The sequence below is a fragment of the Gordonia liuliyuniae genome (assembly GCF_021738805.1).
In the GTDB taxonomy this organism is placed as follows: domain Bacteria; phylum Actinomycetota; class Actinomycetes; order Mycobacteriales; family Mycobacteriaceae; genus Gordonia; species Gordonia liuliyuniae.
Map to the genome: position 1 here is coordinate 37,535 of NZ_JAKKOR010000006.1, position 14,911 is coordinate 52,445.

14 protein-coding genes are annotated in these 14,911 nt (G+C 67.4%); 4 read left to right on the forward strand and 10 right to left on the reverse strand.

Features of this window, described 5'->3' with window-relative positions:
- Positions 1–107: 107 nt before the first annotated feature.
- Positions 108–725 (forward strand): heme-binding beta-barrel domain-containing protein, encoded by a 618-nt coding sequence (locus L5G33_RS08235; protein ID WP_236997691.1) that lies wholly within the window; start codon positions 108–110, stop codon positions 723–725.
- Positions 726–811: 86 nt separating this feature from the next.
- Here the strand turns inward: L5G33_RS08235 and L5G33_RS08240 are convergent, their stop codons facing one another.
- The 6 genes from L5G33_RS08240 to L5G33_RS08265 form a co-directional block, all read right to left on the reverse strand.
- Positions 812–1,306 carry a ferritin gene (locus L5G33_RS08240; protein WP_236997692.1) on the reverse strand — a complete coding sequence of 165 codons (495 nt, stop codon included), beginning with the start codon at positions 1,304–1,306 and terminating at the stop codon, positions 812–814.
- 205 nt (positions 1,307–1,511) lie between these two features.
- Positions 1,512–3,170 carry a thiol reductant ABC exporter subunit CydC gene (gene cydC / locus L5G33_RS08245; protein ID WP_236997693.1) on the reverse strand — a complete coding sequence of 553 codons (1,659 nt, stop codon included), beginning with the start codon at positions 3,168–3,170 and terminating at the stop codon, positions 1,512–1,514.
- A complete protein-coding gene (gene cydD / locus L5G33_RS08250) occupies positions 3,157–4,878 on the reverse strand; it encodes a thiol reductant ABC exporter subunit CydD (protein WP_236997694.1) in 1,722 nt (573 codons plus the stop codon). The genes cydC and cydD overlap by 14 nt, the downstream gene beginning before the upstream one ends.
- Positions 4,862–5,920 carry a cytochrome d ubiquinol oxidase subunit II gene (gene cydB / locus L5G33_RS08255; protein ID WP_236997695.1) on the reverse strand — a complete coding sequence of 353 codons (1,059 nt, stop codon included), beginning with the start codon at positions 5,918–5,920 and terminating at the stop codon, positions 4,862–4,864. The genes cydD and cydB overlap by 17 nt, the downstream gene beginning before the upstream one ends.
- An 11-nt stretch (positions 5,921–5,931) precedes the next feature.
- Complete coding sequence (locus L5G33_RS08260) at positions 5,932–7,491, reverse strand: cytochrome ubiquinol oxidase subunit I (RefSeq protein ID WP_236997696.1); 1,560 nt, start codon at positions 7,489–7,491, stop codon at positions 5,932–5,934.
- Between the two features lie 154 nt (positions 7,492–7,645).
- Positions 7,646–8,500, reverse strand: a complete 855-nt coding sequence (locus L5G33_RS08265) for an aminodeoxychorismate lyase (protein WP_308191552.1) — start codon at positions 8,498–8,500, stop codon at positions 7,646–7,648.
- 23 nt (positions 8,501–8,523) lie between these two features.
- Between L5G33_RS08265 and ygfZ the strand changes: the two genes are divergently transcribed.
- Positions 8,524–9,705, forward strand: a complete 1,182-nt coding sequence (gene ygfZ, locus L5G33_RS08270; protein ID WP_236997698.1) for a CAF17-like 4Fe-4S cluster assembly/insertion protein YgfZ — start codon at positions 8,524–8,526, stop codon at positions 9,703–9,705.
- A 162-nt stretch (positions 9,706–9,867) separates the two neighbouring features.
- Positions 9,868–10,053, forward strand: a complete 186-nt coding sequence (locus L5G33_RS08275; RefSeq protein ID WP_236997699.1) for a DUF3073 domain-containing protein — start codon at positions 9,868–9,870, stop codon at positions 10,051–10,053.
- A 137-nt stretch (positions 10,054–10,190) separates the two neighbouring features.
- Here the strand turns inward: L5G33_RS08275 and purM are convergent, their stop codons facing one another.
- Positions 10,191–11,288 (reverse strand): phosphoribosylformylglycinamidine cyclo-ligase, encoded by a 1,098-nt coding sequence (purM, locus tag L5G33_RS08280; RefSeq protein WP_236997700.1) that lies wholly within the window; start codon positions 11,286–11,288, stop codon positions 10,191–10,193.
- Positions 11,289–11,402: 114 nt separating this feature from the next.
- Complete coding sequence (gene purF, locus L5G33_RS08285; RefSeq protein ID WP_236997701.1) at positions 11,403–12,965, reverse strand: amidophosphoribosyltransferase; 1,563 nt, start codon at positions 12,963–12,965, stop codon at positions 11,403–11,405.
- Positions 12,966–13,145: 180 nt separating this feature from the next.
- On the opposite strand from purF, the gene L5G33_RS08290 reads away from it, so the two are divergent.
- Positions 13,146–13,607 (forward strand): hypothetical protein, encoded by a 462-nt coding sequence (locus L5G33_RS08290; RefSeq protein WP_236997702.1) that lies wholly within the window; start codon positions 13,146–13,148, stop codon positions 13,605–13,607.
- 17 nt (positions 13,608–13,624) lie between these two features.
- Here L5G33_RS08290 and L5G33_RS08295 read toward each other — a convergent pair whose 3' ends face one another.
- Positions 13,625–14,017, reverse strand: coding sequence for a sterol carrier family protein (locus tag L5G33_RS08295; RefSeq protein WP_236997703.1), 393 nt, complete (start codon positions 14,015–14,017; stop codon positions 13,625–13,627).
- Positions 14,018–14,021: 4 nt separating this feature from the next.
- Positions 14,022–14,879 (reverse strand): PHP domain-containing protein, encoded by an 858-nt coding sequence (locus tag L5G33_RS08300; protein WP_236997704.1) that lies wholly within the window; start codon positions 14,877–14,879, stop codon positions 14,022–14,024.
- Between the last annotated feature and the right edge of the window lie 32 nt (positions 14,880–14,911).

Genomic DNA, 14,911 nt, shown 5'->3' on the forward strand with positions numbered 1-14,911 from the left:
AGAATCCGATACGTGGTCCTCTTCTTCGAAATCCTGCTTGGTCTCGCGTCCGTGCTCATCGTGTGGTTCGCGCTGTACACCGTTTACCGCCTGGTCAACGACGAGTCATGACTCGGTCGGGCAACGAGGCGATCTCCGACGCTGAGCTCCGCGCTCAGGAGACCGCCGGCAAGAACGTGCCGGCGATCGGCGATCTTCCGCTCCCGATCGACACTGCGAACCTCCGCGAGGGTCCGGACCTGAGTCCGGCGCTTCTCGCACTGCTGCCGCTGGTCGGTGTCTGGGAGGGCGAAGGCGAAGGCCACAACCCGATAACCGGCGACGACTACCAGTTCGGTCAGCAGATCGTCATCAGCCACGACGGCGGCGACTACCTCGTGTGGCAGTCGCGCTCGTGGGTGCTCGACGACGACGGCGCATACGTGCGCCCCGACCTCCGTGAGTCCGGCTTCTGGCGGATCAGCGAGAGCGACGACATCGAACTGCTTCTCACACATGCCGAAGGCGTGATCGAACTCTTCTACGGACGACCGCTCAACCAGACGTCGTGGAATCTGACGACCGACGTCACTCTCCGCACTGAGACAGGCGTCCACACCGGCGGCGCCAAGCGCCTGTACGGGCTCGTGCCCGACGGCGATCTCGCCTACGTCGAAGAACGCGTCGACGCCGACGGAGAACTCACGCCCCGGCTGTCCGCGAAACTGCACAGAGTCATCGGATAGACCCGAACTAAACAAAGCGAGTCGAAGCCCAGACGGGTTTCGACTCGCTTCGTTCTCGGTGCGGGAAGACTTGGTACCGAGTATCGCTAGACGCCGCTCGAGGCCAGTTCCGCATCGATGCGGAGGACGCCGGAACCATCGCCGTCGACGATGCGGAGCCGGCCCAGGATCTCGGAGACCGTCGCTTCCTCTTCCACCTGCTCGGAGATGAACCAGTCGATGGTGGGACGCGAGTCGAGGTCGCGCTCATCCTCGGCCTGGCGGTACAAGTCGCGAACGCCTTCGGAGACGGCACGCTCGGCGTCGAGCGCGATCTCGAAGACGTCCTCGACCTTCTCGACCTTGATCGACGGGATCGTGATGTCACCGATCACCGGATGGTTGTCACGGTCGGTGAGGTGGGTGATGAGACGGTCGGCGTGCGTCAGCTCCTCCGCCGACTGTGCACGCAGCCACGACGCCATGCCCGGCAGGTCACGGACTTCCATCTCGATGGCGAGCTGACGGTACAGGAAAGACGACTCGTACTCGCGGTTGATCTGCTTGATGAATTGGGCTTCGAGTTCTTCGCTCATCTTCATGGCGGCTTCCTAACGTTCAAAGAGAGAATTCGGAGTCTTCCGCATTCTTTCGGACACAATCCAGAATAGCCACGAATTCAGATCCGTCCAGCCAGGTACGGCATACCTTATTTGCAGGTCAAGGCGATATTTCAGCGAATTCACTTTAGGCTTTCCTACCTTATTAAAGGCAAGGCTAAATAGCGTTGAACCCTTCAGATGCAGGTCAGTCGATTTTGATTACCGGCACACCCTCGACGTCTGACGACTGATGCGTGATAACCACCACGGTCCGGTCCGGTCCGAATAGATCCGTCCGATCACAGATCCGTCGCAGGAGACCCGGCGCGTCGTCGCGATCGAGGTGCTCGGTCGGTTCGTCGAGCACGACGACCGGTGCCGTGTGCACCAGCGCTCGCGCCAACAGGATCCGCCGACGTTGGCCGCCGCTCACCGACGCCGCACCCGCGAGCTCGGTGTCGAGCCCGTCCGGCAGACCCGCCAGCCAGGGACCGAGACCGACACCGGTCAGTGCGTCGACGATCTCGCCGTCGGTCGCGTCGCCGCGGGCCACGCGCAGATTCTCCCGGACCGACGTCGAGAACAGGTGCGCCTCCTCCGCGAAGTACGCGGCCGCGCATCGCAGGTCGGCGGGATCGCTCGTCACCGAACCGTCGAGCGGTTCGAGCAGCCCGGCCAACGTCATCCCCAACGTCGACTTGCCCGCCCCGCTACGACCGGTGACGAGGAGACGGTCGCCGGGGCTCAGGTCGAGGTCCACGCCGTCCGCGGGACCGAGCGGGACGCCGTAACCCCACTGCAGGCCGCGGACGGTCACCGTCGCCGGGCGGGGGTCGAACACCGGGTCCGCGGCGACCCGCGGTGGGCCCGCCGCGTCGACCAGCGCCATGACCCGCGCCGCACTCTGCCGTCCGCGCTCCCACGCGATCGCGGCGTCGGTCAAGGGCCCGGTCGACTCGAACGACGACAACGGGAGGAGCACCAGGACACCGAACAGCATCGGCGTCACGGCGCCGTCGGTGGACGACACGTCCATCAACGAACCGGAGACGCGCGAGGCGAGGTCGACGGCGATCACCGCGGCGGCGACGACACTGACGAGCATCGCAACCGGAGTCAGCGACGCGGCACCCGCCTGCCGTGCGGCGGCACCGTCGACGGCCCGAGCATGGTCGGCGTCAGCGTCGCGCAGCCGTGCCAGCGCGGACTCCCGTCGCCGTGCGACGGTCAGTTCGCCCGCATGCCAGAGAAGCCCGGTGACGTCGGCTCCGACGCGTTCACGGGCGTGCGCCCCGTCGGCGACGATCCGCGTCGACGCGCGGGCCGCCGACCATGGTGCGACGACGCCGCTGATCACCAGTGCACCCGCGAGGACCACGGCGGACAGCGGAGAGACGACGGCCATGATCGCGACCGCGGCGACCGACGTGACCGCACCGACAGCCATCGGGACCAGGCCGCGGACCACGGCGTCGCCGATCTCGTCGACGTCGTCGGCGGTGCGCGCCAGAAGCGCGGAACGGTCGGATCGGACGGTCACCGCCGGGTCGCCACCGGCGAGCGCACGGTACAGACGTGCTCTCGCGGTCGCCATCGCGCGGAGCGCGACGTCGTGTGTGGCTAGGCGTTCGAGGTAGCGGAACAGGGCGCGGGAGATGCCCAGCGCCCGGACGGCGGTGACCGCGACCGACAGGTAGAGGACGGGTGGCATCTGCCAAGCCCTGGTGATGAGCCACGCCGACAACGCGGCGAGTCCGAGCGCGGACAGCGCGCCTGCGGCGCCGAGCCCTATCGCGACGAGCGGGGTGTGTCGCCGCACGCCGGCGAAGTTGAGCGCTCGCAGCAGCGGATCATCGCGTCGCATCGACAACCTCCCGGCGGATATCGACGACGGTGTCGGCGATCCGGAGTGCCGCTGTCCGGTGCGAGACTACAACGACGGTCGCGCCGTCGGCGGCGCGACCGGAGATCGCGTCGAGAACGCGCTCGGCGGTGTCGTCGTCGAGGTGGGCCGTCGGTTCGTCGAGGAGGACCAGCGGCGCGTCGGACGCGAGGACCCGGACGAGGGCGAGCCGCTGCCGCTGCCCCGCCGACAGTCCGGATCCGTCGGAGCCGAGGGGGGTGGCCGCACCGTTCGGCAAGTCGGCCAGGACCTCGTCGAAGGCGACCGCGTGTGCGGCTCGCGCGGTTGGGGCGTCGGCGAGCGTGCCGAACACTGCGAGGTTGTCCGCGACGGTCCCCGCGATGATCACCGGATGCTGCGGCAGCCACGCGACCTGTGCGTGGTATTCGTCCGGGACGAGCTCGTGCACGTCGACGCCGCCGATCCGGACGGCCCCCTCGTCGGGCGTCTCCAAGCCGAGGATCGTCGACAACAGCGTCGACTTGCCCGATCCGTTCGGGCCCGCGACGACGGTGACCCGCCCGGGCGAACAGCACGCGGTGACGCCGCGCGGTGTCCACCCGTCGCGGGTCTGCACGCCCACCTCGCTGAGGTCGATCGGCGCTCCGGCGACTTCGACGGTCCGGGTACCGCCCGGTCTGCCGGTGCGCGCGCAGACGTCGAGCACTTCGCGGGAAGCCTCCATGCCGTCCTGCGCCGCATGGAACGCCGACCCGATCCGCCGCAGCGGCAGGTACGCCTCCGGCGCGAGAACGAGGGCGAGGACGCCTGCGTACAGGCTCATGTCGCCGAACACCAGACGCAGTCCGATGCCGACCGCGACGAGCGCGACGCTCAACGTCGCGAGCAGTTCCAGCGCGGCCCCGGACAGGAATGCAATTCGCAACGACGACATCGTCGTCCGGCCGAACTCGCGCCCGAGCTCGTCGACCCGCCTGGTTGGGCCGACGGCGCGACCGATGGCGCGCAGCGTCGGCAGCCCGGTCAGCAGGTCGAGGAGCTGCGAGCTCTGGTTGCTCATCGCGTCGAGCCGGCGACGCGTGCGGTCGCGGGTGAGCAGGCCGATCAACACCATGAAGAGCGGGATCAACGGGATCGTCACGATGATGATGACGGCGGACGGCCAGTCGGCCCAGCCGATGACGATCACCACCAGCGGGGTGATGACGGCAGTCGACAACAGTGCGGGCACATAGTCGGCGAGGTAGTCGACGAGGGCGTCGAGACCGCGCAGCAGCACCGTCGACGACCTGTCGCGGTCGGCGGCGAGGACGTGCGGCGACGTCCGCCTCGCATCGGTCAGCGCGTCGACCGCCGCCGAACGGAGTTCGGCGATGGTCGCCAACGCGGCTCGGTGGGCGTATCTCTCCTGCAGGTACGTCATGAGGGCGCGGGCCGCGAACGCCGCCGCGATCACCGACAGGTGCACGGATTGAGCGCCGAACGTGCGCGACGCCGGGTCCGTGACGAGTTCGCCGAGCAGACCGGCCAGCGCGACCGCACCCGCGATCACCGCGATCACGGTGCCGACGGAGAACGCCGCGATCGCTACCGCGTACCGACGCGCAGACGGCGAGTAGCGCAGGAGCCGCGGGTCGAACGGGGGTGTGCGGTCGCCGTCTCGGCTCCGTTCGACCGGCAGCGCACGGGCGCTAGCTTCGTCCGGCACGCGATGCTTCCTCGCGCAGCGGAAGCCCGCCGTGCTCAGGGATGCGCTCTACCGCGAGCCGCTGACGGAACACCCAGTACGTCCACCCCTGGTACAGCAGCACGATGGGCGTCATGATCACGGCTGCCCACGTCATGATGACGAGCGTGTAGTGGCTCGACGACGTGTTCGCCACAGTCAGATTGAACGCTAAATCGGTGGTCGACGGGAGCACGTTCGGGAACAGCACGCAGAACAGGAGTCCCACGGTGGCCGCGATGGCGACGCAGGTCGCGCCGAACGCGAGCCCTTCGCGGCGCAGATACGCGCCGGCGACCATCACGACCGCGGCGACGACAGCGATCGCGACGACCGCCCACGTCCAACCCTCGCCGTATTCGAGCTGAGTCCACAGCAGGAACGCCGCGGCGACGGCAGTGGTCGGGATCGCCAGACGCAGGGCGACGCTCTGCGCATCGTGGCGCAGGTCGCCGGTCGTCTTCAACGCCAGGAACACGGCGCCGTGCGTGATGAACACCAGCACCATCGTCAGCCCGCCGAGCAACGCGTACGGGTTCAGCAGGTTGAAGAAGCCGCCCGTGTACTGGGCGTCGGCGCCGATCGGGATGCCGCGCACGACGTTCGCGAACGCCACGCCCCACAGGATCGCGGGCAGCCACGAGCCGAGCCCGATCCCGACGTCGCACCACATGCGCCACTTCCGGTCGTTGATCTTGCCGCGCCACTCGATGGCGACGACGCGGACGATCAACCCGACCAGGATCAACAACAGCGGAAGGTAGAACGCCGAGAACATGGTGGCGTACCACCCGCCGAACGCCGCGAACAGCGCACCGCCGCCGGTGATCAGCCACACCTCGTTGCCGTCCCAGACCGGTCCGATGGCCGTGAGCAGCACCCGCCGACGTTTGTCGCCGTCGGGCTCGCTGTGGCGCCCGAGAAACGGCAGCAGCATGCCGACGCCGAAGTCGAACCCTTCGAGGACGAAGTACATGACGAACAGGACCGCGACGAGCGCGAACCAGAATGTTTCCAAACTCATCGGTGCACTCCTTAGTACGAGAACGACAGTGGTTTGTCGGAGTCCGAATCGGCTCCGACGTCGGGGGCGATCGCATCCTTCTCGCCGGGACCCTCGATCACATACCGTCTCTGCAGGTAGAACCAGACGACGCCCAGCGCGCCGTACAGCACAGTGAAGCCGATCAACGACGTCCACACGATCGGTGGCGTGTGGTTGGAGACGCCGTCCTGCACCAGCATGTGGATGCGGAGCGGGTCACCGTCCGCATCGGCCCAGTTGGGGACGACGACCCACGGTTGACGGCCCATCTCGGTGAAGATCCAGCCGGACGCGTTGGCCAGGAACGGGGTCGGCAGCATCCACAGCATCACCGTGCCGACCTTGCGCGGTATTTCACTGCGACCGCGACGCAGGAACCAGAGCCCACCGATGGCGACGACCACCGAGCCGAGCGCCCACGTGATCATGGCGCGAAAGCCCCAGTAGGTGACGAACAGGTTGGGCGCGAAGTTCTGGTTCGGCATGTTCAACGCCTGCTGATACTGGGCCTGCAGTTCGTTGACGCCTTGGACGGTGCTGTCGAAGGAATGATCGGACAGGAACGACAGCATGTTGGGGATCTGAATGACGTGTTCGATGTTGTCGCAGTTGTTCTGGCGGCCGATGCTCAGTACCGAGAAGCTCGCACCGGTCTCGGTCTCACACAGCGATTCGGCGGCCGCCATCTTCATCGGCTGCTGTTTGAACATGAGGCGGGCCTGCTGGTCGCCGGTGATGAACAGCGCGATGCCGGACGCGATCACCACCCAGAGCCCCAGGAGGGCGACGGGTCTCCACAGGGTCACGTTGTCGTGGCGGAGACGCTCGGGGGTCGCATCGATCTGACTGGGCGACGTCGTGGCAGGGACTTGGGTGTCGTCGCCCGAGAGCGACGCCTGTTCGAGTTTGCGGGCACGGTAGCCGTTGCGCGCCATCCACCAGAGGCAGATGACGGCCACGAACGTCGACGCGGTGAGGAACGCGCCCGCGATCACGTGCGGGAACGCGACGAGCGTCGTGTTGTTGGTGATGACGGCGAGGAAGTTGTTCATGCGAGGCCGCATCCGGACGTCGTCCCAGACGACGCCGACCGGATGCTGCATGAACGAGTTAGCGGCGATGATGAAGTACGCGGACGCGTTGACGCCGATGGCGACGAGCCAGATACAGGCCAGGTGCACGCGCCGCGGGAGTCTGCCCCAGCCGAAGATCCAGAGACCGATGAACGTCGACTCGAGGAAGAAGGCGACGAGGCCCTCCATCGCGAGAGGCGCACCGAACACGTCGGCGACGTACCGACTGTATTCACTCCAGTTCATCCCGAACTGGAACTCTTGCACGATGCCGGTCGCGACGCCGAGCGCGAAGTTGATGAGGAACAACTTGGAGAAGAACTTGGTGGCGCGCAACCATTGTTCGTTTCCGGTGCGATGCCAGACGGTCTGCATCACCGCGATCAGTGGCGCCAGACCGATGGTCAGCGGCACCAGGATGAAGTGATAAACAGTCGTGATTCCGAACTGCCATCTGGATATGTCAACGACGTCCACGCTCGCCTCACAATCGTCAGTTCCAAGAGCACGTCAATTCCGAGTGCGCTACTACGTAGCGTAGTAGCGATGGGCTGGAATACAAGCTCATCGTGACCCAGGCGACGAAGGGCACACATTCGCCGGGCCCTACATCACTGTGTCCGCGGTCACATCATGGCGTGGAAATAGCTTCAATGATCAGCTTTTCGACATCAACGGCATTTTTCGGTTGTTCGGGCAACACGTGGCGGTCCACTTGCCGGACGCGCGCAGCGAGAGTCAACGCCGAGAGCAGCCACACCCCCTCCGCGGCGACAAGGTCAGCGGGAGTCATCCGCCTGTACCGCACCGCAAGTCCGTGCCGGGCCGCGACATCGAACACCGCGGCCTGCGTGGTGCCCGCGAGGACGCCGTCACCGGTGGGCGTCGCCGTCAGCGCGCCGTCGACGACGGCGACGACGTTCGCGCGTGGACTCTCCAGAACAGTGCCAGCCGACGACACATAGATCGCGTCGTCGAATCCGCGGCCACGCGCATACCGGAGCGCGGCCGTGCTCCGCGCGTAACTCAACGCCTTCGCGCCCGACAGTTCCCACGGTGCGGCGACGTCCGGGTCGTGCGCCTTCGACAGCAGTGTCACGCGCACACCGTCGCGGCGGGCGCGCACGGACCGCTCGGGGACCGGCGACACCGTCACGTACGACGTCGGGACGCCCGGATCGGACTCGCGGCCACGCGTGTGGACCACACGCAGCGCGCCGTCCACCGAATAGGGCCCACTCGTCGTCCACTCGACCTCCGCGAGCGCGACAGCGCGCCGCAGCCCGTCGACATCCGGTGCGGGGAGGTCGAGGCGGGCGGCGCCGTCAGCCAGCCGCGCGAGGTGTGCGTCGACGAGCCGAGTTCGCCCGCTGCGCACCAGCATCGTCTCGAAGACCCCGTCGCCATGCAGGACACCGAGGTCGTCCGCGAAGAGCAGCGGTTGAGCCTCGCTGAGGAGTCGTCCATCACCATCGACCACGATCACGTCGTCCACCGTAGACTGACGGCATGTCCGCGGATTCAGTTCAGCCCGCCCGCTCTCCCATCCTCTCCTCGACGTCCGGAGCCGTTCCGACGCCCGACGGCGATCCGAGTCCCGGCGTCGCGTGGCATTACGGTGATCCGCTCGGTGAGCAACGTGCCGCGTCCCGGACAGCTTCGGTCGTCGACCGCAGCGATCGCGGCGTGATCGAACTCGCCGGCCCCGAGCGGCTCACGTGGCTGCACACGATCTCCTCGCAGCACGTGTCGGACCTCCCGGACCGCCGCAGCGCGGAGAACCTGTCGCTGGATCTGAACGGCCGCGTCGAAGACCACTTCGTCCTGACGGACGTCGACGAGGTCACGTGGCTCGACACTGGAGCCGAACGCAGCGTCCCGCTGCACGATTTCCTAGCGAAGATGGTGTTCTGGGCGCAGGTCACACCGGCCCTGCGCACCGATATGACGGTGCTGACCCTCGTCGGACCGCAGGTGCGGTCCGGGGCGATCGCCGAACTCCTCGACATCCCGGCCGACGCCGACGTCTACACGGCCGGGAATCTGCCCGAACTCCACCACGACGACGAACCGCTCGGTTTCTGGCGTGTGATGCCGCCGATCGGCGAGGGGCGCACGACGCCCGTCGTCGACCTGGTCGTCCCGCGCGACGACATCCCCCGCTGGTGGAAGGAACTGACGACCGCGGGCGCTCACCCCGCAGGCGCGTGGGCCTTCGAAGCACTGCGCGTCGCTGCTGGCCGGGCCCGACTCCACCTCGACACCGACGAACGCACCATCCCCCACGAGGCCGAGTGGATCGGCGGCCCACAGGAGCAGGGAGCGGTCCACCTCGACAAGGGCTGCTACCGCGGACAGGAGACCGTGTCGCGGGTGGCGAACATCGGCCGGGCGCCTCGACGGCTCGTCCTCCTCCACCTCGACGGCAGTTCCGACGCACGGCCGGCGACCGGCGACCCGGTGTCGGCAGGGGGGCGGACCGTCGGTCGCGTCGGCACCGTCGTCGACCACTTCGAGCTCGGCCCCATCGCGCTGGCCCTGGTGAAACGCTCCGTCCCGGCCGATGCAGACCTGATCGCCGGCGACCCCGCATCCGGGACGGCCGCTCGGATCGACGGCGATCGGTACATCTCAGACGACACGGTCCCTGCCGGGCGGGCCGCTCAGGATCGGCTTCGAGGACGCTCCTGACCTTGTGAGACACGTCATGTGATGCCTCTCGCGGCGTTCTCGGCCCGACGCGAGGAGACTTAATTGCGTCCGCGCGCTAGACTGTCAGTACGAGAACTACTAACGAATAGAACGGGGCCGCCACCACGATGGCCGCCCCGTCATTGTGCGAGGGGGTCCCGAATGGGCCGCGGCCGGGCTAAGGCAAAGCAGACGAAGGTTGCACGTCAGCTGAAGTACTCCACCCAAAACACCGACTTCGACAGCTTGCAGCGTGAGTTGTCCGGTGGCAGTGGTGAACACACGTTCACCGACACCTGGTCGGATGAGGACAGCCGGGACTCTGAAGACGAGTGGCGACACGCCTGACGCGCTACGGCGAACGACCTCGGCACGCATGAGCTGACGAGGTCCCACCACTCGCTTCGCTGACTGAGTTCCCACTCAACGAACAAAGTCCGCCGATCTGTGCCACCATCTGGCACGGATCGGCGGACTTGTTGTCGTCAGAAACGCGCGTGGTCTCCGACGAGACGCGCGGATCCGGGTCCAGCGTCGTCTGCGCGCTTGACCGAACCGAGGACCCAGTTGTCGACGTGGCGGGCGGTGAGGATCGCCTGCGCGCGGTCGGTGTCTTCGGGAGCGACGATCGCGACCATGCCAACCCCCATGTTGAAGGTGCGCTCCATCTCGGCGCGCTCGACGCGACCGCGCTGAGCGATCATCGAGAAGATCGGGGCAGGCGTCCACGAGCTGCGTTCGAGGACCGCTTCGAGACCGGCCGGGAGGACACGGCCCAGGTTGTCGGCGAGACCGCCGCCGGTGACGTGCGCAAAGGTCCGGACCTCGGTCTCTGCGGCGAGCGCCAGACAGTCCTTGGCGTAGATGCGGGTCGGTTCGAGGAGTTCCTCCCCGAGCGTACGATCGAACTCTTCGACGTGGCCGCCGAGGTCCAGGTGACCCCACTCCAGGAGCACCTTCCGTGCCAGCGAGTACCCGTTCGAATGGAGGCCCGACGACCCCATCGCGATCGCGACGTCGCCCGGACGGACGCGGTCGGGCCCGAGGATCGAATCGGCTTCGACGACGCCGACACCGGTCGCCGAGATGTCGTAGTGGGTGTCTTCCATGACACCCGGGTGTTCCGCGGTCTCGCCGCCCAGCAGCGCACAGCCCGCGTCGACGCAGCCGTCCGCGATGCCCTTCACGATGTCGGCGACCATTTCGGGGATCACCTTGCCGACAGCGATGTAGTCCTGCAGGAACAACGGCTGCGCGCCGCAGACGACCAGGTCGTCGACGACCATCGCGACCAGGTCTCGACCGACCGTGTCGTGCACGCCCATCGCCTGGGCGACAGCGAGCTTCGTGCCGACGCCGTCGCTCGACGCGGCGAGGACCGGCTCGCGGTAGTCACCCTTCAGGGAGAACAGGCCCGCGAAACCGCCGAGCCCGCCCATGACCTCCGGGCGCGTCGCCCGTTTTGCGTGCGGCGCGAACAACTGCACTGCGCGTTCGCCCGCGTCGATGTCCACACCGGCCGCTGCGTACGACGCACCGCCCGCTGCATTCCCGGATGCCTGGTCGGCAGCCCCGTCCGTCATGGTGGTGCTTCTCCTACACACTCGCTAAAGGCGTGGTCGAGCACCGACCGTCGCCATGGTCAACGCACTCACGCTACCTGAGTGCGAGGTTAAATCTCTCTCCGCGATCGGCGGTCAGGGGCGCATTACCGCGCTGACGTTATCGTTCTTCGCGATCAACGAATCGGGAGCTGTGCCCTGCGACGTCGACATCATGGTCTCGAGCACCGCTTTGCCCATCGCTGTCTCGGTCGGCAGCTCGATCGGGTAGGTGCCGTCGAAGCATGCCGCGCACAGGTCCGACGACTTCTCGCCGGTCGCCTCGACCATGCCTTCGACACTGATGTAGCCGAGGCTGTCGGCGCCGATCGCCTGGCGCACACCGTCGACCATGTTCTCCTCGGACTCCATGCCGTTGGCGATGAGTTCGGCGGGCGAAGCGAAGTCGATGCCGTAGAAGCACGGCCAGCGGACCGGCGACGACGCGATACGGACGTGCACTTCGACGGCTCCGGCTTCCCGCAGCATCCGAATGAGGGCGCGCTGGGTGTTGCCACGAACGATCGAGTCGTCGACCACGACGAGCTTCTTGCCGCGGATCACCTCGCGGAGCGGATTCAACTTGAGGCGGATGCCGAGCTGACGGATGGTCTGCGACGGCTGGATGAACGTGCGGCCGACGTAGGCGTTCTTCATCAGGCCCTGGCCGTACGGGATCCCCGATTCCTGCGCGAAGCCGACGGCCGCAGGCGTACCCGATTCGGGCACCGGGATCACGAGGTCGCCTTCGGCGGGCTGTTCGCGGGCCAGACTGCGGCCGATGTCGACACGCGTCGAATGCACCGAGCGTCCGTGGATCACGCTGTCCGGGCGTGCCAAGTAGACGTGCTCGAAGATGCACAGCTTCGGCGTCGGCTCGGCGAACCGGGTGCTGCGGACGCCGTTGCTGTCGATGGCGAGGAGCTCACCGGGCTCGATGTCGCGGACGAACGACGCGCCGACGATGTCGAACGCCGCGGTCTCCGAGGCGACGACCCACCCGCGGTCGAGTCGGCCGAGCGAGAGCGGACGGATACCGTGCGGGTCACGCGCCGCGTACAGCGTGCTCTCGTCCTGGAAGGTGAGGCAGAACGCACCCTTGAGGGTCGGCAGCAGGTCGACGGCCGCCTGCTCGAGCGTCTTGTCCGCGGCGCCGTGCGCGAGGAGCGCCCCGACGACGTCGGAGTCGGAGGTGGCCGTGGTGCGCGGTCCGTACACGCCGAGCTCGCGAGCGCGAGACGCGAGTTCCGCGGTGTTGACGAGGTTGCCGTTGTGACCGAGCGCCACCCCGCTGCCCGCGTCGGTGTGCCGGAAGATCGGCTGCGAGTTCTCCCAGGTCGTCGATCCGGTCGTCGAATAGCGGCAGTGTCCGATCGCGACGTGTCCGACCATCGAGGCGAGGGTCTGCTCGTCGAACACCTGGCTGACGAGGCCGAGGTCCTTGAACACGAGGACCTGCGCGCCATCGCCGACGGCGATGCCCGCGGCTTCCTGCCCGCGATGCTGCAACGCGTACAAGCCGTAATAGGTGAGCTTGGCGACGTCCTCGCCCGGTGCCCAAACGCCGAAGACGCCGCACTCCTCGCGCGGCTCGTTCTCGACTTCGTCTGGTTGCTGGGCTGCGAGCAGATTGCGGGAGTTGATCGACAGATCAGTCACGAGGCGACGCTCCAAGTCGTGGGCTGGACGGGCGTACCCCAAGGGTACTTACCGAGGGGCGACTTGGGAAAACCTTCCGGCCCCGACGTGTGCAGACTAACGATCCACGTGTGATCGACGACATAGGGTATGCGGCCCTGCAGATGCCGCGGCCGCAACACCGTTGGGAGGGGACTATTGATGAAATCACGATCCGCGATATTGGCGATCACGGCGGTCGGAGTCGGCGTCGTCGTCGCACCGGCCGTCGGCGCCGGGCAAGCGTCCGCGACGCCCGCGACCACCTGCACGATGGCCTACCTGAACCCCAACGTCGCGCCGCTGCCTCTCCAAGCGAACTCGGTCTTCGAGGCGAGCGCGGGCGGCAACGGGAAGATGACGATGAAGGTGCGGACCGATGCGGTATCCGTCGTCGGCTACCGGCAGCACGTCTCATTCACCTGGGCGAATCTCGACACCGGCCGCAACGGCGGCGAGCAGTGGTCGAAGCGGGTCGTCGGCCCCACCAACACCGTGACGTTCCCGGGCGTGAAGACCGGTGTCGGCCGGATCACGTTCCAGGCGAACGTCTCCAACACCAGCGCAGTGGATGCCAAGCGCGTGACCACCGGCCAGTGCGGCACCGAGATGAAGGCGTACTGAACGCTCCGGCTTCCGGCTCACCGCCGCAGCGGGACCACCGGGAGGTGGGCGGCGACGTCGCCAGCCCGGTGTCCGGACACGCTGACGCGGTGCGCGTCGACGGCATCGTCGAACGATTCGAGGCCGGTCGCCAGGAGCAGCCACTGCCGTGGCGTCGTCTCGACGACGTTCGGCGGTGTCCCGCGTGTGTGGCGAACACCCTCGATGCACTGGACTGCGACGAACGGCGGGACGCGCAGTTCCACGGAGTTGCCTGGCGCGTCCTGTCCGACGGTGCGCGCCGTCGTCCGGACCGCTGCGGCGAGTGCCTGCCGCGGCGGCGGTGGAAGGGTCTCGTCGCGCAGCCAGTCGGCGACGGCGAGGACCGCCGCACGCGTCTGAGCAGGGTCGACCTTGTCGTTGGGTGCCATCGCTCTATCCGACGAACGGCGCGGTGGCGCCCCGCTCGATGATCTGTTCGACGACGTCGTCGTCGGTCCGCTCCTGGCCGATGCGCAGCGTCTTGTTGCCGCCGTGATAGTCGCTCGACCCGGTCTGGAGCAGGTCGAGGTCGGTCGCGATCCCGACGAGTTCCGCACGGGCGGCGTCGTCGTGGTCGGGGTGACGGACTTCGAGTCCGGCGAGTCCGGCTTCGACGAGCGATTCGAGGACGGGTCCAGTGAGGATCGCTGCCGCGCCCCTCGCGCGCGGGTGGGCGATCACGGGAACGCCGCCCGCCGCGACGATCATCTCGATGCCCCCGATCAGCGACGTCGACCGCAGCGAGACGTGGTGCGGTCCGCCGTCTTCCAAGAGTCCGTCGAACGCCTCCCCGACAGTGCCGATGACACCTGCGTCGATCAAGGCGCGAGCGATGTGCGGTCGCCCGATGTTGCCGCGGCCCGCCTTCTCGCGGACGTCATCGATGTTGATCGGGTACCCGGCGTCCACCAGGCTCTCGACGATCCGCGCTCCGCGACTGGTGCGCTCGTCGACGATCCGCTGCCACTCGGCGGTGATCCGAGGATGCTGGCGGTCGAACAGGTAGCCGAGCAGGTGGACCGAGACCAGCGCTCCGTCCGGCCCCGGGTGCTTGGTGGAGAACTCCGCCCCCGGAAGCACGCGCATTCCGGTCGGGACGTGTTCGGCGGCCTGATCCCATCCGGCGGCCGTGTCGTGATCGGTCAGCCCGACCGTCGTCAGTCCGGCTCCCCGTGCCGCGGTCAGCAACTCCTCCGGCGTGTCAGTCCCGTCCGAGAAACGAGTGTGCGTGTGGAGGTCGGCGGTCAGCATGGGTCGATTGTAGTGAGCCGTGACCTCAGATT